Source organism: Thermosynechococcus vestitus BP-1 (assembly GCF_000011345.1).
Lineage (GTDB): Bacteria > Cyanobacteriota > Cyanobacteriia > Thermosynechococcales > Thermosynechococcaceae > Thermosynechococcus > Thermosynechococcus vestitus.
Window position 1 is genome coordinate 1,564,294 of the sequence record NC_004113.1, and the last position, 20,005, is coordinate 1,584,298.

A 20,005-nucleotide genomic window follows, 5' to 3' on the forward strand; every position below is an offset into this window, starting at 1 on the left:
TTCAAATCTATGGATGCGGCAGCCACCTATCAAGTGGGGGGCAGTTTACCCACCACATCGGCAGTCTATGTCCGACGGCAAGCGGATGCCGATCTCTTGGCCGCCCTCACTGCTGGTGAGTTTTGTTATATTCTCAATTCGCGGCAAATGGGTAAATCCAGCTTGCGGGTGCAGGTGACGCAGCAACTGATGACAAGGGGGTGCCGCTGTACTGCCATTGACATTACCAAAATTGGCAGCCAAAATATTCAGCCTGAGCAGTGGTATGCCAGCTTTGTTGGCGCTCTGATTCAGGGATTCCAGTTAACCGATGTGGTCTCGTTGCGCGCTTGGTGGCGCGATCGCCAGCTTGTGTCGCCGATTCAACGCCTCAGCGACTTTGTAGAAACGGTGCTCCTTGCCTACACCCGCGAACCCCTCGTGATTTTCATTGATGAAATTGATAGTCTGCTGAGCCTGCCCTTTGCCACCGATGATTTTTTTGCTTGGATTCGGGCTTGTTACAACCAACGGGCGGATTGCCCCGAATATCGGCGCTTAACCTTTGCCCTTTTTGGCGTGGCCACCCCCGATCAACTGATTCAGGATAAGCAGCGCACTCCCTTTAACATTGGCTGTGCCATTGATTTACAGGGGTTTACCCTTGCGGAAGCCACTCCCCTACTCAAGGGCATTGCCCATCTTAGCGACAACCCCGATCAACTCTTAGCAGAGATCCTCAAGTGGACGGGCGGCCAACCCTTCTTGACCCAAAAACTCTGTCGGCTCCTGCAACAGCACGGGTCATTCATGCCAGCGGCAATGCTCTCCCAGCGGTTAGCCCAGTTTGTCCAAGAGCATATTCTTCAGGATTGGGAGCGCCAAGATGAACCAGAACATCTAAAAACCATTCGCAATCGCTTGCTGGCCGATGAACAGCGCATCGGTCGTCTTTTAGGTCTCTATCAGCGGATTTTAGAAGGGGGGGGCGTTCCCCTCGATGGCAGTACTGAGCAGCGCGCCCTAGCTTTGACGGGATTGGTGTGTCAGCGCCAAGGTAAGTTGCAGGTGTTTAACCCCATCTATGCCCAAGTTTTTGATGCCCAGTGGGTTGAGCAACAATTGGCCCAACTGCGCCCCTATAGTGAAGACTTCCAAGCATGGCTGCGCTCTGGGGGGAGGGATAGCTCTCGTCTTCTGAGGGGACAAGCGCTGGAGGAAGCATTGGTCTGGGCCAGTGGCAAAAGTCTCAGCGATCTGGATTATCAGTACCTTTCTGCTAGTCAAGAAGCGAACCAAAAGGCAATTCAAGATACTCTCCTCCTTGAGCGCCAAGAAAAAGAAGCCATCAGTGCCGCCAATCGAATTCTGGAGGCAGCTCGCCACAAGGCCAATCGCTTGACCCAGCGGGCTTTCATGGCGCTGGGTATTGTTTCTGTGATTTCCTTGGGGGTCGCCGCGATTTTGGCCAAAACCTACGCCGATTTGCAGGCCAGCCAAGAAAGTTTGGTCCTTGAGCAAACCAGCAACGATCTCCTAGAACAGTTTCAAAGGCAGGAATTGTCCGCTCTGTTGGCAGGGATTCAGGCAGGACGGGACCTAAAACGATTGGTGGGCGATCGCCCCCTGAGCCAATACCCCACTACGCGGCCTCTTTTTGTGCTCAATTTTTTCCTCGATCACATTCAAGCCCGCAACCAATGGCAGAGTAAACATACCCCCCTGATGGCTGCCTTTTTGACTGCCGACGGTCAGCAGTTAAGCATTAGTGCAAGCGGCCTTGTGGAGTTTTGGCGGGTGAACGGCGAGCGACTCAAGGCCCAGTCTTTGGAGATGGGCAATGTCAAACTGGCGCGGATTAGCCCTAGGGGCGATCGCCTGGGCCTGCTCAATGACAAGGGGGAAATTTCCCTGTGGCGTATCGAGCCGCAAAAACTTGTCCTTGAGCGGCGTTTGCCTGCCCTACCCATCAACAACTTTCGCTTTAGTCCGAAGGGGCAAGAGTTGACGGCCACCACAACCACGGGTAATATCCTGCGGTGGAGCCTTGGGGGCGAATTACTGGCCACGATCGCCACCCCTAGTCAGAGTATCAATAGCTTGAGTTATGCCATCCATGGCGATCGCTTGGCCACTGCCGATGAGGAAGGCTGGATTCGGGTTTGGTCCCGTCAGGGGAAACTGCTCCAAGCGTGGCAAGTCCAAGGTGATCTTCCTGTTCCCCAAACGAGTTTGACGTATCTGAGCAATGGTCAACTGGCCACGGTGGGCAAAGATGGCACCCTCCGCCTTTGGAACACCAAAGGGCAACAAATCAATCAATGGTGCGTCAGTGCAGCTCCAGTGTATTTCGTGGGCACGTCTCCTGTGGGCTATCGTCTATTGACCCTGAGCACAGATAACACCCTGCGTCTGTGGCAGCCAACGGGTGAACTGATTGCTGAGTTGGGGGGGCATGAACGCCTGATCAATACCGTCAGCTTTAATCCAACGGGATCAGTTCTCCTCAGTAGCGATCGCGGCGGGCAAATGACGCTGTGGTACCTCGATCATTACCGCACGGAATACTGGCTTGCCAATCAAGAAAGTATTTGGACAGTGGCCCTCGATCCTCAAGCCGCTACGCTGGTCACAGGGGGTAAAGATGGCCGCGTCAAGCACTGGCGAAGAGATGGCACCCTTCTAGCCACAACCCCAGTTCTCGATCCCCAAGGCATCAACCAAGTGCTCTTTAGTCCCAGGGGTCAACGGGTGGCGATCGCCACCGAAGGGGGAAAATTGGTGATCTGGAACCTGGCAGATCAGTCCCAACGGACCTGGCAACTCCCCATCAAGGTTCCGCTCTACACCCTGTCTATGGATTCCCAAGGGCGGTACTTGGCGGCAGGCGATGAAAAAGGCACCATTTATCTCATTGACCTCCAGCGGCCAGAGAAAATTCAACAGCGCAAAAGTGAAGGTGAAGTTTGGAGCCTCAGCTTTCATCCGGCACTCCCCTTGCTCGCGAGTACGGGGTCGGTGGGCACCATTGAGGTCTGGAATTTTGAGAGCGATCGCCTTGCCTATCGCCTGAACCCTGGTGCAGGATGGCTTGCCAGTCTTGAATTCAGTGCCAATGGCCAATTCCTTGCGGCGGCTGGTGAAAGTGGCTCAGTCTATTTGTGGTCAATTCATGGCAAAAATCCCCCCCCTTACCCCCGTGTGTTTCGTGCTCACCAGCGGAGTATTGTCAGTCTCGGTCTGAGTCCTGATGGTGAAATGATTGCCACCGCCTCCTCCGATCGCAGCGTGCGGGTTTGGAACCAAAGAGGCCAGCTCATTATGCTCCTTGACCGCATTTCTGCCATTCCCTACAGCATTGATGTGAGTGGCCACGATCAACTTTATGTAGCGATCGGCACTGAGGATGATGAGGTCTGGATTAGCCCGCTGGCTAGCCTAGGACAGTTATTAACAAGCGCCTGTGATTGGCTCAAGGACTACCGTCACCAAAATCCCGCGGTTGTTCAAGCCTGTCCCTAGACACTCGCAAGGGAAGCAAGGGGATTCGGAACCTCCTCGCTGGTGAATTGCCCCATGAGGACGTACTCCAAGCGCAGCTTTAGCCATTGGATAAATTGCTGATTGGTAGAGATAATGGCTGCGGCAGGCTGCGGACAACGCGCCTTCTGTTCAGCAAACTGGGGTTGCTCTAAAAAGGCAGGCTCTGGCACCAGCCAAAAATCAATCTCTTTACCCTGCTCCCGGTAGTGACGCTGCCGCTCGCGAAACACTTCCTCAAGGGGTTCTTCCTCAGTTAAAAACTTTTTGCTTGCGAGAATGTAATAGTACGTCGCCATAGAGATCTATGCAAAACCACAACATATTTTATTCATTCCTCAGCTTACCATAGGGGAAATCCCTGCCTACATAGCCCTTTAGTCCTCAAGTTTTCTACAGTTTCTGGTCGGAGCGATCGCTCTACCTCGCCCATGCGCCGCGACTCCCTCTTTTATCAACTCTTTGCCCAACTACCCCAGACCCTCTTTGACCTCTTGGGCATAGACACCCCTGAGGGGTATCGTTTTGACTCAGTTGAGCTGAAGCAAACCGCCTTCCGCATCGATGGCGTCTTTGTGCCCCCTGACCCTGCAGGCACGGTTTATTTCTGTGAGGTGCAGTTTCAGCGGGATAACACCTTCTATGAACGCTTCTTTGCGGAGATTTTTCTCTATCTGCGCCTGTATCGCTCCACCTTTGCAGATTGGCAAGCGGTGGTGATTTATCCGAATCGGCAAACGGAGCAAGAGTCTTTTGCCCCCTATGACCTGTTGGTCCATAGTCCCCGTCTGCGGCGAGTGTATCTCAATGAGTTGGGGTCACCGGACAACTTGCCATTGAGCCTGGCCCTAATGCAGCTTACGGCATTATCCGAAGCAGAGATGCCAAGAGTGGCAAGGTTATTGGCTGAGCGCACTCACACAGAGGCGGTGCCAAGGCCAGAAGTCATAATAGAGTTAATCACGACGATTGTGCTGTACAAGTTCACGGAGCTGAGTCGGGAGGAGGTGTTGCGGATGCTGGGGTTTACCACTGAGGAACTGAAGCGGACACGGTTTTATCGGGAGGTGTATGCGGAGGCACGGAAGGAAGGATTGCAGCAGGGAGAAGTGCTAGTTGTCTTGCGCCAGTTAAGGCGGCGATTTGGGAGTGTGCCTAGTGAGCTGGAGGAGCGGATTCGGCGGCTCTCTGCTCCTCAGATCGAGGCTTTGGCGGAGGCGCTGCTTGACTTCAGGGAGCTGGAGGAAGTGGCAGCATGGCTAGAGCAGACTTCATAACTCACCCATGCGCCGCGACTCCCTCTTTTATCAACTCTTTGCCCAACTACCCCAGACCCTCTTTGACCTCTTGGGCATAGACACCCCTGAGGGGTATCGTTTTGACTCAGTTGAGCTGAAGCAAACCGCCTTTCGCATCGATGGCGTCTTTGTGCCCCCTGACCCTGCAGGCACGGTTTATTTCTGTGAGGTGCAGTTTCAGCGGGATAACACTTTCTATGAACGCTTCTTTGCGGAGATTTTTCTCTATCTGCGCCTGTATCGCTCCACCTTTGCAGATTGGCAAGCGGTGGTGATTTATCCGAATCGGCAAACGGAGCAAGAGTCTTTTGCCCCCTATGATCTGTTGGTCCATAGTCCCCGTCTGCGGCGAGTGTATCTGAATGAGTTGGGGTCACCGGACAGCTTGCCATTGAGCCTGGCCCTAATGCAGCTTACGGCATTATCCGAAGCAGAGATGCCGAGAGTGGCGAGGTTATTGGCTGAGCGCACTCACACAGAGGCGGTGCCAAGGCCAGAAGTCATAATAGAGTTAATCACGACGATTGTGCTGTATAAGTTCACGGAGCTGAGTCGGGAGGAGGTGTTGCGGATGCTGGGGTTTACCACTGAGGAACTGAAGCGGACACGGTTTTATCGGGAGGTGTATGCGGAGGCACGGGAGGAAGGATTACAAGAGGGGCGACTGGCGGGAAGACAAGAGGGAAGACAAGAAGGACGAGAAGAAGGACTTCAGGAAGGCTTGCAGCAGGGATTGCAACAGGGATTGCAACAAGGAGAAGCAGCCGTTGTCCTACGGCAGTTAAGGCGGCGATTTGGCAGTGTGCCCAGTGAGCTTGAAGAATGCATTCGTCACCTCTCTCTGAATCAAATCGAAGCTTTGGCAGAAGCACTTCTAGACTTCACTCACTTAGAGGAAGTATTTGCGTGGCTAAATCGCTCCGCCTAACAATACTGCCTCGATTGCTGATCAATTGCCATAACATGCCCTAGCCCCAAGAGGGGTAACGTCCGCTGTTAAAATTTGTGGTGGGTTATTCATAGGTGTAGCATTTTTGCCCTTAGGAGAGAACTGATTTGAGCGAAACAGCCGTTGCCATTGTCACTGGTGCCTCACGGGGGATTGGTCGAGCGATCGCCCTCGAACTGGCGAAGGAAGGAGCCACTGTAGTTGTCAACTACGCCCGTTCTGCTGAGGCGGCCCTTGAAGTAGTGCAGAGGATTGAACAGCAAGGGGGAACAGCGATCGCGATCGCTGCCGATGTGTCTGTTCCTGAGCAGGTCGATACTCTCGTGGCCAAAACCGTAGAAACCTATGGCCGTGTGGATGTACTGGTCAACAATGCCGGTATTACCCGCGACACCCTACTGCTGCGTATGAGCCTTGAGGACTGGCAGGCGGTGATTAACCTGAACCTGACCGGGGTTTTCCTGTGTACCCGTGCCGTGAGTAAACTGATGCTGAAGCAAAAGCGGGGACGAATTATCAACATTGCGTCGGTGGCAGGGCAAATGGGCAACCCCGGCCAAGCCAACTACAGTGCTGCCAAAGCTGGTGTGATTGGGTTTAGCAAAACCGTGGCCAAAGAATTAGCCAGTCGAGGCATCACCGTCAATGCCGTTGCCCCCGGCTTTATTGCCACTGAGATGACAGCTGAACTCAAAGCAGAGGACATTCTTAAATTCATTCCCCTAGGACGGTATGGCGAACCCACAGAAGTGGCGGGGATGGTGCGCTTTTTAGCCTTGGATCCGGCAGCCGCCTACATTACGGGGCAAGTCTTCAACGTGGATGGTGGTATGGTGATGGCCTAGGCGCCTTGGAGTAGTTCAGAAACCCATGACCGACGCGATTACCCTCCCCAGTCAATACGATCCCAAGCAAACGGAGGCCAAGTGGCAACAGCTCTGGGAAAGCAGTGGTGTCTTTCACGCAGACCCCAACCACCCTGGTAAACCCTATTGCATTGTCATTCCGCCTCCTAATGTCACCGGTAGCTTGCACATGGGGCACGCCTTTGAGCATGCCCTGATTGATGTTCTGATTCGCTATCACCGCATGATTGGCCGCAATGTTCTCTGGCTACCGGGGACGGATCATGCCAGTATTGCCGTTAGCACGATTTTAGATCAACAGTTGCAGGCGGAGGGCACCAACCGCTTTGCCTTGGGACGGGAGGCCTATCTAAAGCGAGCTTGGGCATGGAAAGAGTCCTCAGGGAAGACGATTGTCGGCCAAATTCGCCGCTTGGGGCTGTCGGTGGATTGGTCGCGGGAACGCTTTACGATGGATGAGGGGCTGTCGCGGGCGGTTCTCACAGCTTTTAATCGGCTTTATGAAGCGGGACTCATCTATCGCGGTCAGTATTTAGTGAACTGGTGTCCCGCCAGTCAATCAGCGGTCTCGGATTTAGAGGTGGAAAACCGTGAGGTGCAGGGGCATCTCTGGTATTTGCGCTATCCACTGACGGATGGCTCGGGGTATTTGGAGGTAGCCACAACCCGTCCAGAAACGATGCTGGGGGATACGGCAGTGGCGGTTCACCCAGAAGACGATCGCTATCGCCATTTGATCGGCAAAACACTGCGCCTGCCGCTTATGAATCGGGAGATTCCGATTATTGGTGATCCCTTGGTGGATCCCACCTTTGGCACCGGCTGCGTCAAGGTCACCCCTGCGCACGATCCCAATGACTTTGTCATGGGGCAACGCCATCGCCTACCGATGATGAACCTGATGAACAAAGATGGCACACTCAACGAGAATGCCGGGGAGTTTGCGGGTCTAGATCGCTTTGTGGCTCGTAAACAGGTGGTGGCTCGTCTAGAGGCAGAGGGCTTTTTAGTGCGGGTAGAGGACTATAAGCACACCGTTCCCTATAGCGATCGCGGCAAAGTCCCCATTGAACCGCTCCTGTCTACCCAATGGTTTGTGAAAATTCGTCCCCTGGCGGATGCCGCCCTCAAAGCCTTAGATAGACAGCATTCCCCTCGCTTTATTCCGGATCGCTGGGCAAAGGTCTATCGCGATTGGCTGGTCAACTTACGGGATTGGTGTATTTCACGGCAACTGTGGTGGGGGCATCAAATTCCCGCTTGGTATGTGGTTAGTGAAACCAATGGCGAAGTGCGCGATGATACCCCCTTTGTGGTGGCAATGGATGAGACTGCTGCCCGTGCCAAGGCGATCGCCCAATTTGGCGAGGACATTGAACTCCAGCAGGATCAGGACGTATTGGATACGTGGTTTTCCTCTGGCCTATGGCCCTTTTCTACGCTGGGTTGGCCCGATGATACACCAGACTATCGCCGCTATTACCCCAACACCACCCTTGTTACCGGGTTTGACATTATCTTTTTCTGGGTGGCACGGATGACAATGATGGGGCAGTACTTCACCGGTAAAATCCCCTTCCGCGATGTCTATATCCACGGCTTGGTCCGGGATGAAAACAACAAAAAAATGTCTAAGTCCGCCAATAATGGCATTGACCCGCTGATTTTAATTGAAAAATACGGCACCGATGCGCTGCGCTATAGCTTGGTCAAGGAAGTTGTGGGCGCTGGTCAGGATATTCGCTTGGCCTACAACCGCAAAACGGATGAATCGGCAACTGTCGAGGCGGCGCGCAACTTTGCCAATAAACTTTGGAATGCCTCCCGCTTTGTGCTGCTAAATCTAGAGGGACAAACCCCCGGCCAGTTAGGAACCCCGCGACGCCAAGACTTGACCGCTAGCGATCGCTGGATTCTCAGTCGCTACCACACGGCTATTCAAACCACGCGCGAACGCATTGAAAGCTATGGACTGGGGGAGGCGGCCAAGGGACTCTACGAATTCATCTGGGGAGATTTTTGCGACTGGTATATTGAACTGGTAAAACCCCGTTTGCAAGGGGAAAACGCCAAAGCCAAGCGCACTGCCCAGCAGGTACTCGCCACGGTTCTCGATGGCACCTTGAAACTCCTCCATCCTTTCATGCCCCACATTACAGAGGAGATTTGGCACACGCTGCATCAGGTGGCGGACAATGAAGTTTTAGCGGTACAACCCTACCCGAAAGCGAATCGCCGCGCCATTGACCCTGACCTTGAAGCCCAATTTAGCCTTTTGATTGAAACCATCCGCACAATTCGGAATCTGCGGGCAGAGGCAGGGATTAAGCCGGGATTGTATATTGCCGCCCTGATTGAGGCGAGTGCTGAGGAAGCCCCCATCTTTGAAGCGGGAGCCGCTGATATTCAACACTTGGCGCGCCTCGAGTCCCTAACGATCGGCAGCGGACTACAAATTCCGCAGCGGGTCTTTAGCGGTGTCGTTGGCAAGAGCGAGGTACTCATTCCCCTAGCGGGGGTCGTAGATCTGGAGGCCTTGGTAAGCAAGCTCCAGAAGGAAGGCGATCGCCTGAGGAAAGAGATTCAATCTTTAACCGCTCGCCTCAACAACCCTAATTTTGTCAACAAAGCCCAACCAGAGGTGGTCGCTGCGGCTCAGGCGCAATTGGCGGCTGCCCAACAGCAACTGGCGATTATTGAGCACCGACTCCAATCCTTGGGTGTCGATGACAAAACCCAACCCTGACGAGCAAAAAACAGTACAGCACGCTATCGTGTCGAAATTGCTACCCTGTCAAACGTGGCAGGATGGCTAGACAAAAAATAGGGGGGCATTTCCCCCCTAACCCTTCATTCAACTACAATGCACTGAAGAAGATCTCAGCCTTAATAGCGATAACCGCTGTAGCCGCTGTTGGCCTGATTGGGCTTATAGACAATAAAGCTCATCACTTGGCACTGTTTGATGTTGTCAAAGGCAACAACACGGATGAAACAATTGGGATATTCCGAGCGGCACTGCTGTACTTCATTGAGCACGTCTTGGGCGTTGGTGCAGTTAAAAAGCGGCAGTTTCCACATTGTCCAGTAGCGGATTTCAGCATTGGAGGTCTCGTTGAACTCCACACAGGGGTGATAGCCCTGATCAATCGCATACTGGATTTGGCGAGCAATTTGGGCATCACTGAGGGGAGGTAGGTAGGAGAAGGTTTCGTAACGACGCTCTTTGGGCAGTGTTTTCATAGCTTCCTCAATTGGTTCACAATCAACAAACTATTCAGGGGTTTCTAGGTTGCTGTTTTCAACATTGGCTTCAGAGACTTGGGTCATCCGCTCCAGTTGTTGACAGCGTTGTTGCAAGTTGGCCTGCTGGATGCCTGCCCGTAGCATTTCCGGGAGATAGTCCGCCACCATTTCCGCAAGATGTTCGCGTACCGTGAGAATGCGAAAACCGAGATCGGGCTGTTCGCGAAAGAGAGCTTCCAAGTAGCGTTCACCATCTTGGATACTTTCTTGACTCGTGAACTGGTGTAGCCAGAGCGATCGCGGTGGATCGGTTTCGGCCAGTTGCCCAATCACGGTTCGCACGGCCTGATAGGTGAGATAACTAATCAGGGTTTTGGTGGTTTGCTTGGCAATGTGCTTGACATCCATAGACCGACGGGGAAATCGTTGCCTTAGCTCCGATTAAACCCCAACTCCACCAACTAGATCGTGTCTTGCGCTTCAAACTCGAACTTGATTTCTTTCCAGAGTTCGCAGGCGGCAGCCAGTTCTGGACTCCAGCGAGCTGCTTCGCGGATAATGTCGCCGCCTTCGCGCATGAGGTCACGACCTTCATTACGAGCTTGGATACAGGCTTCAAGGGCGACCCGGTTGGCAGTTGCCCCCGGTGCATTCCCCCAGGGGTGCCCCAAGGTACCACCACCAAATTGCAGCACTGCATCATCACCGAAGATGTCCACGAGGGCAGGCATGTGCCAGACGTGAATCCCACCGGAGGCCACGGCCATCACTCCGGGCATCGAGGCCCAGTCTTGGGTGAAGTAAATACCACGGGAGCGATCCTGCTCAATGTAGTTTTCCCGCAGCAGATCGACAAAGCCGAGGGTAACGGCTTTATCCCCTTCGAGCTTACCAACAACGGTACCGGTGTGGATGTGGTCACCGCCAGACATCCGCAAACATTTGGCCAAGACACGGAAGTGGATGCCGTGGTTTTTCTGACGGTCCATCACGGCGTGCATAGCACGGTGAATGTGTAGCAACATGCCGTTGTCACGGCACCATTTCGAGAGGGTGGTGTTGGCCGTGAAGCCAGCGGTGAGAAAGTCGTGCATGATGATGGGCATTTCCAGTTCTTTAGCGAACTCTGCCCGTTTCAACATTTCTTCACAGGTGGGAGCGGTGACGTTCAAATAGTGCCCTTTGATTTCACCGGTTTCCGCCTGGGCTTTGTGAATGGCATCAGCAACAAACAGGAAGCGATCGCGCCAGCGTTGGAAAGGCTGGGAGTTGATGTTTTCGTCATCTTTGGTGAAGTCCAAACCACCGCGCAAGCATTCATAAACGGCACGGCCGTAGTTTTTCGCCGACAGACCCAGCTTCGGCTTAATGGTGCAGCCCAAGAGCGGACGACCATATTTGTTCAATTTGTCGCGTTCCACTTGGATACCGTGGGGTGGCCCTTGGAAAGTCTTCAGGTAAGCCACAGGAATGCGCAGGTCTTCAAGGCGCAGGGCTTTGAGGGCTTTGAAACCAAACACGTTCCCCACAATGGAGGTCAGCATGTTGGTGACAGAGCCTTCTTCAAAGAGATCCAGCGGGTAGGCAATGTAGGCGATGAACTGATTGTCTTCACCCGGCAAGGGCTCGATGTCGTAGCAGCAGCCTTTGTAGCGATCCAAGTCGGTCAGCAGGTCAGTCCAGACAGTGGTCCATGTACCTGTTGAGGATTCTGCAGCAACGGCAGCCGCCGCTTCTTCAAAGGGGACGCCCGGCTGGGGGGTCACACGAAAGGCCGCTAGAATATCGGTATCTTTGGGGGTGTAATCCGGGGTGTAGTAGGTCAGGCGGTAGTCTTTTACCCCTGCCTGATACCCAACTTTCTGGGATTTGGATTGCGTATAGGCCATAGACGTTGTTCCTCTTTAACAGTGACTGTGCCGAATAGAGCAATCTCTACGGGCAACCTTTGCAATGGGTAGTGTGAACGCTACGATTCCCCGCAAATGGGGCAAAATTGAGCAGTGCAAAACTCAGCGAGATGATGCAACCATCCGCAAGCCTGTGATATTGTCGTAGGTCTTATGCTTAGGATCAGCTTAGTTGATACCCAATGCAATAACTGTTGCTTTGGAGATTCTTAATTATTCTATAGGTTTGGGTTATCAATCTTTAGAGTTGTTTATAGGTTTCTAATTAGAGGTGTACAACTATAGTCTCCCTTCTATTCAACAGGCACTGATGATTGCCTGAAATCAATTTAATGGTCCTCATGGGGGGCGATCGCTCTATTGTTTTTGAAAAAAAGGGGGTGGAATTTCTATGAGTCCGATCATTCAATGGTATCCTGGCCACATTGCCAAGGCAGAACGTGCCCTCAAGGAACAATTGAAACAGGTGGATGTGATCTTTGAGGTGCGGGATGCACGCATTCCCCTTGCCAGTTGCCATCCCCAAATTCGTCAGTGGGCGAGTGGCAAGCAGCGCCTCTTAGTGCTCAATGGAATGGATAGGATTAGCGATCGCGATCGCCAGCAGTGGCTGACATGGTTTGAGACCCAAGGGGAAACGGTTTTTTTCACCAATGCACAGCGGGGTGAAGGGATTCGCCGACTCGAACAGGCGGCGGTACGGGCGGGAGCGGCCATTAATCAACGCCGTCAACAGCGGGGCATGCAAGTAAGAGCCGTACGAGCTGTGGTTTTAGGGTTTCCCAATGTGGGCAAATCAGCCCTCATTAATCGCCTCTTGCAGCAGCGGGTGGTGGAGAGTGCAGCGCGTCCGGGGGTGACGCGGCAACTGCGCTGGGTGCGCTTGTCCCCCGTCCTTGAACTCTTGGATGCCCCAGGGGTGTTGCCCATGAATTTCAAGAATCAAGAGGCGGCGGTAAAACTGGCCATTTGCGATGACATTGGTCAAGCTGCCTACGATCCCTGTCGGGTGGCCCCCATGCTTGTGGAGATCATGCAACAGTTGGGGTACGCCGAGCGCCTTAGGGATCGCTACGGTCTAGCCCTTACCGACACCGGTGAGACCTACCTTTATGACCTTGCTGCTCGCCGCTACCATGGCGACTTGGAACGGGCAGCCAGGCAACTCTTGCAGGACTATCGCCGTGGTTACCTGGGGGCGATCGCCCTTGAGCATCCTCCTCAATCCAGAAACAGCACCATCCCATAGTCCTTACGTAGCTTTATCTAGAATGTAGCTTTATCTAGATATTGCCAAATCAAGTTTTTATGAAAACACTCATCATTACTGTGGGCAATCGGCAAGTTGGCTGGCGGTGCCGCGATGGCATTGTTCGCAGTTTTGGGGCGGACGGCAGTCACAAGACTCCCCCTCACCTGGATGAACTGGATCGGGAATTTGGCGTTGCCCGAGGTTTCCATGATCCTGAGGGAAACTACCGCCACAGTGTGCGCTATTACAGTGTGCGCTATTTAAGTGAAATTGTTTATCAGCATTGTCACGCCAAGAGTGGCTTTTCACCCGTAGTTTTGCTGCTAGATGAGCAAATCTTGGCAAAACACTATGCCACGCCAACGGAAACCGCTGACGTGATTCTCTGGGGCAGCGATCAGCCGGAAACCGTCAGTTGGCAATTTCCTTCCATGGATACCTGCTGGCTAGGGGAGTTAATGGCAGGGGTGATTCGGCAGTGCTATCCCCACCTCAACGTCATGGTCTGGAACTGTCGAGTTGATCTGAACCACAGGCAACACCTATGGGACTTAACGGAAAAACAGTTAGAGCAATATATTGAGAGTTTGCCAGACAAAGCTGCTGGCAATTGGCAGTTGCAAATTCAAACCAAGGGGTCTGTGCCCCAAATTGCAGATGCTCTGAACTTGACATCCTCCCCCCGCTAAAGCAGGGGGATTCCCAAAATCACTTTTGGGACTTTCTGCTTCTTCGCAGTTGCCCTCTAGACGTATGCCTATCAGGTCTTACACCCGCTCCACAGACTGTAACCGTGTGTCCCACGGCCAAAATATTCCGAGCAGCATTTAGTCGGGTAGCAGGGGGGCATTGCTGCCCCCTAGCCCCCTAGGAACCGGACGTGCAAGTTTCCCCGCATCCGGCTCGAGCCCCCCAAGACCCCTCATTTAAGAGGAACCGGTTGTGCATGCAACCTTTACGATACTCATCTACAGCCTCTCTACCTTTGGTGGAAGGTTTGGTGGAAGGTTGGTGACCGCACCAGTGACTCAAGATCACCGCCATTTGCTTTGTCACCATTAGGGAGGTTCTGTAGGTTTTCCCGTAATCGGGGACCAGCGGGAAGTCTGCCCTCTTTCGAGTCGGATGATGTTGAATGTCCTGCCAACATTCTCAATCCCTATCTAGCCCATTACAGGCTAGCATTCGCTTTTTCCCGCCTCCTCTACCCGCACCCTCATCAGCTTTCCTTGCGGTTTGCCTGCCTTGAATGTTCAAGGCGAAGATACGGGCTTACCACGTTCCGCTTAGTTGACACGAGGGGTTAGGTGCTGACTATGCCCCGACGGATCAACATCCCCGTACACCGACGTGGAAGCGTTGTATCTTGTCCGCTTGCCGTTTTGGCTCAGGCCTGTCAGCGTCTTTGGCCTGTATGTGATAACGGGGCTTCTAACGTCACTTCACTTGCGTTCACCATACCCTTAAGCCTAGCTCCCTATCACCTGACGCTGGTGAAGTTGCTTCCTCCTCACGGATTCAGCTCCAACCTTACGGTTCGGGCTACGTTGTCGGGAGGGCTTCATACCTGACCGTTGCCAGTCACGCATGCCTCCCTAGGCTACAGCTGGGGGAACAACCGGTCCCATTCTAGCTTGTTGGGCTAGTGGGTCCATCAACTTAAGCGGCTTCGTGTCGCACTCCACGCCTCACATTATAGCGATTATTCTGTGAGTAACACAACTATACTTGGCAGTCACAGACTATCGCTCCTATCCCTCCCCTCCCTAAAGGAAGGGGTCTCTCGGAGGTAAAGATGATTCCTACAGAGCCGCAACCGTTCTTTGATCTCGCTCATCCATCTGCGCGTGGCGCTGAATATTTTGAAGTGGTGTCTTTAGGTGCGGTCTTTTGGCCACTGGAGCAACAGCGGATTGCCGAAGTATGGAAACGGGGTGACTTTACTGCCGAAAAGGTACTCCTGGCCGCCCATCGCGATCGCTATGAGGCGCTCTATCAATTGGCCGATCGCCTTTCATTAGTAACCAACTGGAGGATTCAGGATTTTCTCGAGGGAATTCAGGGGAAAGGCTGGCTGGATCAAAAGCCTACCAAAGCAGTGATTCACAAAGATCAACGACAGCAGTGGTGTGAGGCAACGGTCAATCGTTGTCCCAATAGTGCAACAGCCAACAGCAAGTTCCTGAAAATTTGGGAATTTGAGCTACTGTCTGAGCTTGCAGCAGGAGAACGATACCCTAGCCTTTATGCAATTTGCCCAGATGCTTGAGCGGCTCCTGTTTTGGCAATGCGAACAGGAAGATTGGCGCACTCAGGGGCACTTAGGTGAGGAATTCTTGGGGGAAGGCAACTATTCGGGATCCAACATTGGGGGTGCTTTGGCAAGCATGGATAAAAGTGGAGCAGCGATCGCCAGATGATTCTTTTGTGAAAAAGCTAAGGACGGTCAATGAATATCGCAATGGCGTCGTTCACCGCAACCGGGCGCTCAGCCCTGCAGAGTTGAGTCAGTTGGCAGATGTTTCCCCAGAGGTATCCCCCGCAGACATTCACCACGGGCTGTTAAACATCCTTCGCGAAGTTCTCAAAAAGCCAATGGGTGAAGAGCAAATGCATCAAAAAGGGGTGGCGCGATCGCTCTACGAGTGGGGACTAGAGCAATTGCAATCATCGTAGCCTAGGTCGCAATCTCCACCCCAAAAACCTCTTGGAAGACTTTGCCGACCTTGTAGCCGGAGTCAATAGACTCTAGGGGATCCTTGCGCAATCGGTGCCGCAGACAGAGAACAATCACCCGCGCAATATCCTCAACAGTGACCTCCGTGCGTCCCTCAAAGGCCGCCAAGGCCTTGGCCGCGCGGTTAGTGACAATGTCTCCCCGCAGGCCGTCCACATCCAGCTCAGCACACACTTGGGAAATTTTCACTCGCAGCTCGTGGTCAATGGTGACCTTGGGCAATAGGGCTTGGGCAGCGACCAACTTGGCTTGCAGGGCTTCCTGTTGCGCCTGGTATTTCGCCAAAAAGGCCTCGGGATTTTGATCAAATTGCGATCGCTGTTCCACAATTTCCACCCGCAGGGTTGGGTCCTTGACGGTGCGAATCTCAGCGTGCATGCCAAAGCGATCTAGCAGTTGGGGTCGCAATTCCCCTTCTTCAGGATTACCAGAGCCAACTAGGACAAAGCGGGCTGGATGACGAATTGAAATCCCCTCACGCTCAACGGTATTCCAGCCGGAGGCAGCGGCATCCAGGAGGACATCCACTAAGTGATCATCCAGCAGGTTCACCTCATCCACATAGAGAATGCCGCGATTTGCCTTGGCCAACAGTCCCGGCTCAAAGGCTTTCACCCCCTCAGCAAGGGCTTTTTCAATGTCAATCGTGCCGCACACCCGATCTTCTGTGGCTCCCAGGGGCAGATCCACCATGGGTACCTTTTTCTTGATGGTGTGAATGGGTTCACCGGCTGCCACAGCCACCTTCACGGCATCGCTCATGAGATCGGGATCACTGGGGTGACTATTGAAGGGGTCATCGGCAACCACCTCAATTTCTGGCAGCAAATCCGCTAGGGCACGAATAGTGGTTGATTTGCCCGTGCCGCGATCGCCCATGATCATCACCCCACCAATTTTGGGGTCAATGACATTGAGCAACAATGACAGTTTCATTTCGTCTTGACCGACAATTGCCGCAAAGGGAAAAACAGGCCGACGAGGGACAGCAGTCGCAGTCACAGGCATCACATCGCAAAAACAGCATTGACTATTGTGCCACATTGCGTTTGTGCTGCCACAGCAAAATTTTTCCGCAAAATCCTAGCCCTAGGGGGAGAAAGCGTGGTACCCTAGCTAGAGATAACTGAAGAGCTAAGTGCACCCATTTGCCGTGCTCTGCTCCACCCACCAAGGTTCTCAATTAGCAACAATCGCTGTGAACCAGTTGAGCCATTCTACACCACTAACAAAAGCCGGGTCTTTACATGCCAGTCTTGGCTCTAGGCCTTGGTTACGAGCGGTTTCTCACGCCCGAGTGTCCATTTTTCAACCATGTTGTTTTTAAGCTGCCTAAGGGAGGTTTCTTTATGTCTGTGCGTTTGTATGTGGGCAATCTGCCGCGTGATTTGAGCCGCGAAGAGTTAGAAGCCCTATTTAACCAGGAAGTGGGCGAAGTGGGTACCACTAAACTGATTACGGATCGTAAGACTGGCAAGTGCCGGGGATTTGGCTTTGTCACTGTCGAATCCGAAGAAGTGGCGGATCAGGTGATTGAGAAACTCAACGGCTACACTTTTAAGGACAATCCCCTCAAGATTGAAAAGGCCAACGACAAGCCCAAGTCTGAAGCTAAAGAAAAAGAAGAAGCAGCGGCAGAAAAATCCACTCCCAACAGCCGCAGCAATAACCGCAAAAATAACAAAAATAATGGGCGGCGTACTCAAGTCAATTCTGCGCCGACTGAATATAGCTCCATGGACACGGAAGCCGCTCAACCCGATCCCCGCTGGGCAGATGCCTTAGCACAGCTCAAAGAACGGCTCCTCGCTCAAAGCAGTAACGCTTAAGGGTTTTAGGCTGTTTCTATGACGGTGGATCCCTGGCCATTTGTTACTCCGGGTATCCCCGACGGTCTCTTTGAGCGATTACCAGGTATTCCCCTCACCCAACGGGAAACGCGGTTATTGATGCTCTCCTATTTGCGGCTTGAACCGGACTCTTGCCTTTGGGATGTGGGAGCAGGCACAGGTACAATTGCTGTTGAGGCAGCACGCTTGGCAAAGCGGGGACAGGTGATTGCCATTGAACGGGATGAGGAAGTCGTTGATCTGATCCAGCGCAATTGCGATCGCTTTGGCGTCAAGAATGTACAGATTGTTGCCGGTTTGGCTCCAGACTGCTTTCCTCAGCTACGTCGCAGACCGCAGCGGATTTGCCTGGAGGGGGGGCGCCCCATCAAAGAAGTTTTACTGCGAGCGTGGGAGTATCTTGCCCCCGGTGGTCGCTTGGTGGCGATCGCCAGTAGCTTAGAAAATCTCTATGCCCTCTCTGAGGGTTTCGCAACAGTCCAAGCCCGCAGCCTAGAGGTGGTGCAATCGGTGATCAATCGTCTGGAAACGCGGGGCGGCCATCAAATTTTTGCAGCCGTGGAACCAATCTTTATTCTCAGTGGAGAAAAAATCGCCTAATGGGTATTGGGCAATTGTGGGTGGTGGGCACCCCCATTGGCAACCTTGAGGACATGAGCGCTCGTGCCCTACGAATTCTCAAGGAAGTGGATCTCATTGCTGCCGAGGATACACGCCACACTGGCCGCCTCCTACAGCATTTTGGCATTACCACTCCCCAACTGAGTCTCCATGAGCACAATACCCAACAGCGAGTCCCCCAATTGCTTCAGCGCCTAGAGGCGGGTCAACAGATCGCGCTCGTCAGTGATGCGGGCCTACCGGGGGTGTCAGATCCCGGCTATGAACTCATTGCTGCCTGTATTGCTGGAGGGATTCCCGTGACGCCGATTCCCGGTGCGAATGCTGCCTTAACGGCTTTGATGGCCGCAGGATTACCGATGAATCGCTTTTGTTTTGAAGGGTTTTTGCCGACTAAGGGGCGCGATCGCCAGCAGCGACTCGCAGCATTGCAACAGGAAACGCGCACGATGCTTCTCTATGAAGCCCCCCATCGCCTGGTGCAAACGGTAGCAGAATTATGTCAGGTCTTGGGGAGCGATCGCCCTGTTGTACTTGCCCGCGAACTGACCAAGCGCCACGAAGAATTTTGGCGGGGCACCCTCGGTACTGCCTGCACTTATCTCCAGGAGCATCCCCCCCGGGGCGAATACACACTGGTTTTAGCCGGTGCCCCTGAACATTCTCTGGCCGTGAACCCCAATCATCTCGCCGACGAATTGGCAACACTGCTCAACCAAGGTCTTTCGCTTACCCAAGCCAGCCGTCAACTGGCAGCTCTGACGGGGCTTTCGCGGCGTGACATCTATCAACTAGGGCTCCAGCTTAAACAGGAATCTCCTTAACCTTCTCCTTTAAGGGTGGCGGCAACCAATCCACAAACTGCGGATAAACTGGCAGTCGTGGCACTAATTCCCACCCCCAGGCCTGTAATTGTTCCTTGAGCACGGCTAGATCGGTGTGGGGATAGTCTGGATTGACATGATCCAAGGGGACAATGCCCCCCAAGTCGCGAGCACCGGCTTCTAGGCACGCCCGAAAGACCTCTGGTTCTGTGACTAGATTTGCAGGAATTTGAATCGTGATGTCCTCAGGCAAGAGCGATCGCGCCCACTGCACCACTTGGGGTAATTGCTTTAGATCAAAAGGGGGTAGCCTCTCTGCCTGCTGCTGGCCGGGACTGTGGGGCTGCAGAATCACCTCCTGAATATGTCCCCAGCGCCGATGACCCTCAGCAATGGCCGTGAGAGTCTCTGCCCAATCCTGGGGCGCTTCACCAATGCCCAAGAGCAATCCCGTCGTGAAGGGTATGCCCAGTTCCCCGGCCTGTTCCAGTTGGTGTAAACGAAGTTGCGGATCCTTACTGGGGGCATGGCGATGGACACCTTGTAACAACTTGGGGGTCAACTGCTCCAGCATCAGCCCCATTGAGACATTTACTGCCTTGAGGGCGGTCATTTCTGCTCGAGTTAGGGGGCCCGCATTGGTATGGGGCAAAAATCCCTGATCCAACGCTAAGGCTGCTAGATCGTAGAGACGCTCTAACCATTTGGAACGCTGGGGACTGTTGGGGGCAACTTCGCCACTGAGAATGAGAATTTCCCGTACCCGTTGCGGATCCAGCTCTGCTAACTGCTTGGCCGCCGCCTTCAAAGTCAGCCAACCCCTCGTGCCAATGTCCTGCCGGAAATTACAGTAGGTACAGCGATTAAAACACTCATAGGTCGGCACAAGGGTGAAGGCTGGACTGTAGGTGATGGTGCGATCGCCCATAGGAG

General features: G+C 53.4%; 18 protein-coding genes and 1 pseudogene. 12 read left to right on the forward strand and 7 right to left on the reverse strand.

The features are described from left to right. The first annotated feature begins 9 nt into the window (after positions 1–9). Positions 10–3,501: an AAA-like domain-containing protein gene (locus tag TLL_RS07605; protein ID WP_011057338.1), complete on the forward strand. Its 3,492-nt coding sequence runs from the start codon at positions 10–12 to the stop codon at positions 3,499–3,501. On the opposite strand, the gene TLL_RS07610 is transcribed toward TLL_RS07605, so the two are convergent. Beyond that, on the reverse strand, positions 3,498–3,818 hold the full coding sequence (locus TLL_RS07610) for an MgPME-cyclase complex family protein (protein ID WP_011057339.1): 321 nt from the start codon (positions 3,816–3,818) through the stop codon (positions 3,498–3,500). The two genes, TLL_RS07605 and TLL_RS07610, sit on opposite strands and share 4 nt — an antisense overlap. A gap of 132 nt (positions 3,819–3,950) precedes the next feature. Between TLL_RS07610 and TLL_RS07615 the strand changes: the two genes are divergently transcribed. The 4 genes from TLL_RS07615 to TLL_RS07630 all read left to right on the forward strand — a co-directional run bounded on the left by TLL_RS07615 (position 3,951) and on the right by TLL_RS07630 (position 9,378). Continuing rightward, entirely contained in the window at positions 3,951–4,796 is an 846-nt protein-coding gene (locus TLL_RS07615) for an Rpn family recombination-promoting nuclease/putative transposase (protein WP_011057340.1), read from the forward strand. Between the two features lie 7 nt (positions 4,797–4,803). Further along, positions 4,804–5,745, forward strand: a complete 942-nt coding sequence (locus TLL_RS07620) for an Rpn family recombination-promoting nuclease/putative transposase (protein ID WP_011057341.1) — start codon at positions 4,804–4,806, stop codon at positions 5,743–5,745. Between the two features lie 128 nt (positions 5,746–5,873). Continuing rightward, entirely contained in the window at positions 5,874–6,611 is a 738-nt protein-coding gene (fabG, locus tag TLL_RS07625) for a 3-oxoacyl-[acyl-carrier-protein] reductase (protein WP_011057342.1), read from the forward strand. A gap of 25 nt (positions 6,612–6,636) precedes the next feature. Then, the gene (locus tag TLL_RS07630) at positions 6,637–9,378 is read left to right on the forward strand and encodes a valine--tRNA ligase (RefSeq protein WP_011057343.1); all 2,742 of its coding nucleotides are present in this window, start codon (positions 6,637–6,639) and stop codon (positions 9,376–9,378) included. Between the two features lie 140 nt (positions 9,379–9,518). On the opposite strand, the gene TLL_RS07635 is transcribed toward TLL_RS07630, so the two are convergent. The 3 genes from TLL_RS07635 to TLL_RS07645 are packed head-to-tail and all read right to left on the reverse strand — an operon-like array spanning position 9,519 to position 11,767. After that, positions 9,519–9,875 carry a ribulose bisphosphate carboxylase small subunit gene (locus TLL_RS07635; RefSeq protein ID WP_011057344.1) on the reverse strand — a complete coding sequence of 119 codons (357 nt, stop codon included), beginning with the start codon at positions 9,873–9,875 and terminating at the stop codon, positions 9,519–9,521. 30 nt (positions 9,876–9,905) lie between these two features. Then, a complete protein-coding gene (gene rcbX / locus TLL_RS07640; protein ID WP_011057345.1) occupies positions 9,906–10,286 on the reverse strand; it encodes a RuBisCO chaperone RbcX in 381 nt (126 codons plus the stop codon). A gap of 53 nt (positions 10,287–10,339) precedes the next feature. Then, the gene (locus tag TLL_RS07645; RefSeq protein WP_011057346.1) at positions 10,340–11,767 is read right to left on the reverse strand and encodes a form I ribulose bisphosphate carboxylase large subunit; all 1,428 of its coding nucleotides are present in this window, start codon (positions 11,765–11,767) and stop codon (positions 10,340–10,342) included. 412 nt (positions 11,768–12,179) lie between these two features. Here TLL_RS07645 and ylqF point away from each other — a divergent pair, with 412 nt between their 5' ends. Further along, positions 12,180–13,037, forward strand: coding sequence for a ribosome biogenesis GTPase YlqF (gene ylqF, locus TLL_RS07650; RefSeq protein ID WP_011057347.1), 858 nt, complete (start codon positions 12,180–12,182; stop codon positions 13,035–13,037). Positions 13,038–13,096: 59 nt separating this feature from the next. Beyond that, positions 13,097–13,729 carry a hypothetical protein gene (locus TLL_RS07655; protein ID WP_011057348.1) on the forward strand — a complete coding sequence of 211 codons (633 nt, stop codon included), beginning with the start codon at positions 13,097–13,099 and terminating at the stop codon, positions 13,727–13,729. A gap of 19 nt (positions 13,730–13,748) precedes the next feature. Here TLL_RS07655 and TLL_RS13160 read toward each other — a convergent pair. Continuing rightward, a pseudogene (locus tag TLL_RS13160) lies at positions 13,749–13,871 on the reverse strand (RNA-guided endonuclease TnpB family protein); the annotation flags it as partial. 964 nt (positions 13,872–14,835) lie between these two features. Between TLL_RS13160 and TLL_RS07660 the strand changes: the two are divergent. Together TLL_RS07660 and TLL_RS07665 are read left to right on the forward strand one after the other, a co-directional pair. Next, positions 14,836–15,309, forward strand: a complete 474-nt coding sequence (locus TLL_RS07660) for a hypothetical protein (protein WP_011057349.1) — start codon at positions 14,836–14,838, stop codon at positions 15,307–15,309. 56 nt (positions 15,310–15,365) lie between these two features. Then, positions 15,366–15,716, forward strand: a complete 351-nt coding sequence (locus TLL_RS07665) for a hypothetical protein (RefSeq protein WP_164920886.1) — start codon at positions 15,366–15,368, stop codon at positions 15,714–15,716. Between the two features lies 1 nt (position 15,717). On the opposite strand, the gene bchI is transcribed toward TLL_RS07665, so the two are convergent. Then, positions 15,718–16,785, reverse strand: a complete 1,068-nt coding sequence (bchI, locus tag TLL_RS07670) for a magnesium chelatase ATPase subunit I (RefSeq protein ID WP_318261318.1) — start codon at positions 16,783–16,785, stop codon at positions 15,718–15,720. Between the two features lie 341 nt (positions 16,786–17,126). Here bchI and TLL_RS07675 point away from each other — a divergent pair, with 341 nt between their 5' ends. The 3 genes from TLL_RS07675 to rsmI are packed head-to-tail and all read left to right on the forward strand — an operon-like array spanning position 17,127 to position 19,072. Further along, positions 17,127–17,606: an RNA recognition motif domain-containing protein gene (locus tag TLL_RS07675; RefSeq protein ID WP_164920888.1), complete on the forward strand. Its 480-nt coding sequence runs from the start codon at positions 17,127–17,129 to the stop codon at positions 17,604–17,606. A gap of 18 nt (positions 17,607–17,624) precedes the next feature. Continuing rightward, positions 17,625–18,227 (forward strand): precorrin-6Y C5,15-methyltransferase subunit CbiT, encoded by a 603-nt coding sequence (gene cbiT / locus TLL_RS07680; protein WP_011057353.1) that lies wholly within the window; start codon positions 17,625–17,627, stop codon positions 18,225–18,227. Continuing rightward, a complete protein-coding gene (rsmI, locus tag TLL_RS07685) occupies positions 18,227–19,072 on the forward strand; it encodes a 16S rRNA (cytidine(1402)-2'-O)-methyltransferase (protein ID WP_011057354.1) in 846 nt (281 codons plus the stop codon). Before cbiT ends, rsmI begins: the two co-directional genes overlap by 1 nt. Here rsmI and cofG read toward each other — a convergent pair. Beyond that, positions 19,053–20,000, reverse strand: coding sequence for a 7,8-didemethyl-8-hydroxy-5-deazariboflavin synthase subunit CofG (gene cofG / locus TLL_RS07690; protein WP_011057355.1), 948 nt, complete (start codon positions 19,998–20,000; stop codon positions 19,053–19,055). The two genes, rsmI and cofG, sit on opposite strands and share 20 nt — an antisense overlap. Between the last annotated feature and the right edge of the window lie 5 nt (positions 20,001–20,005).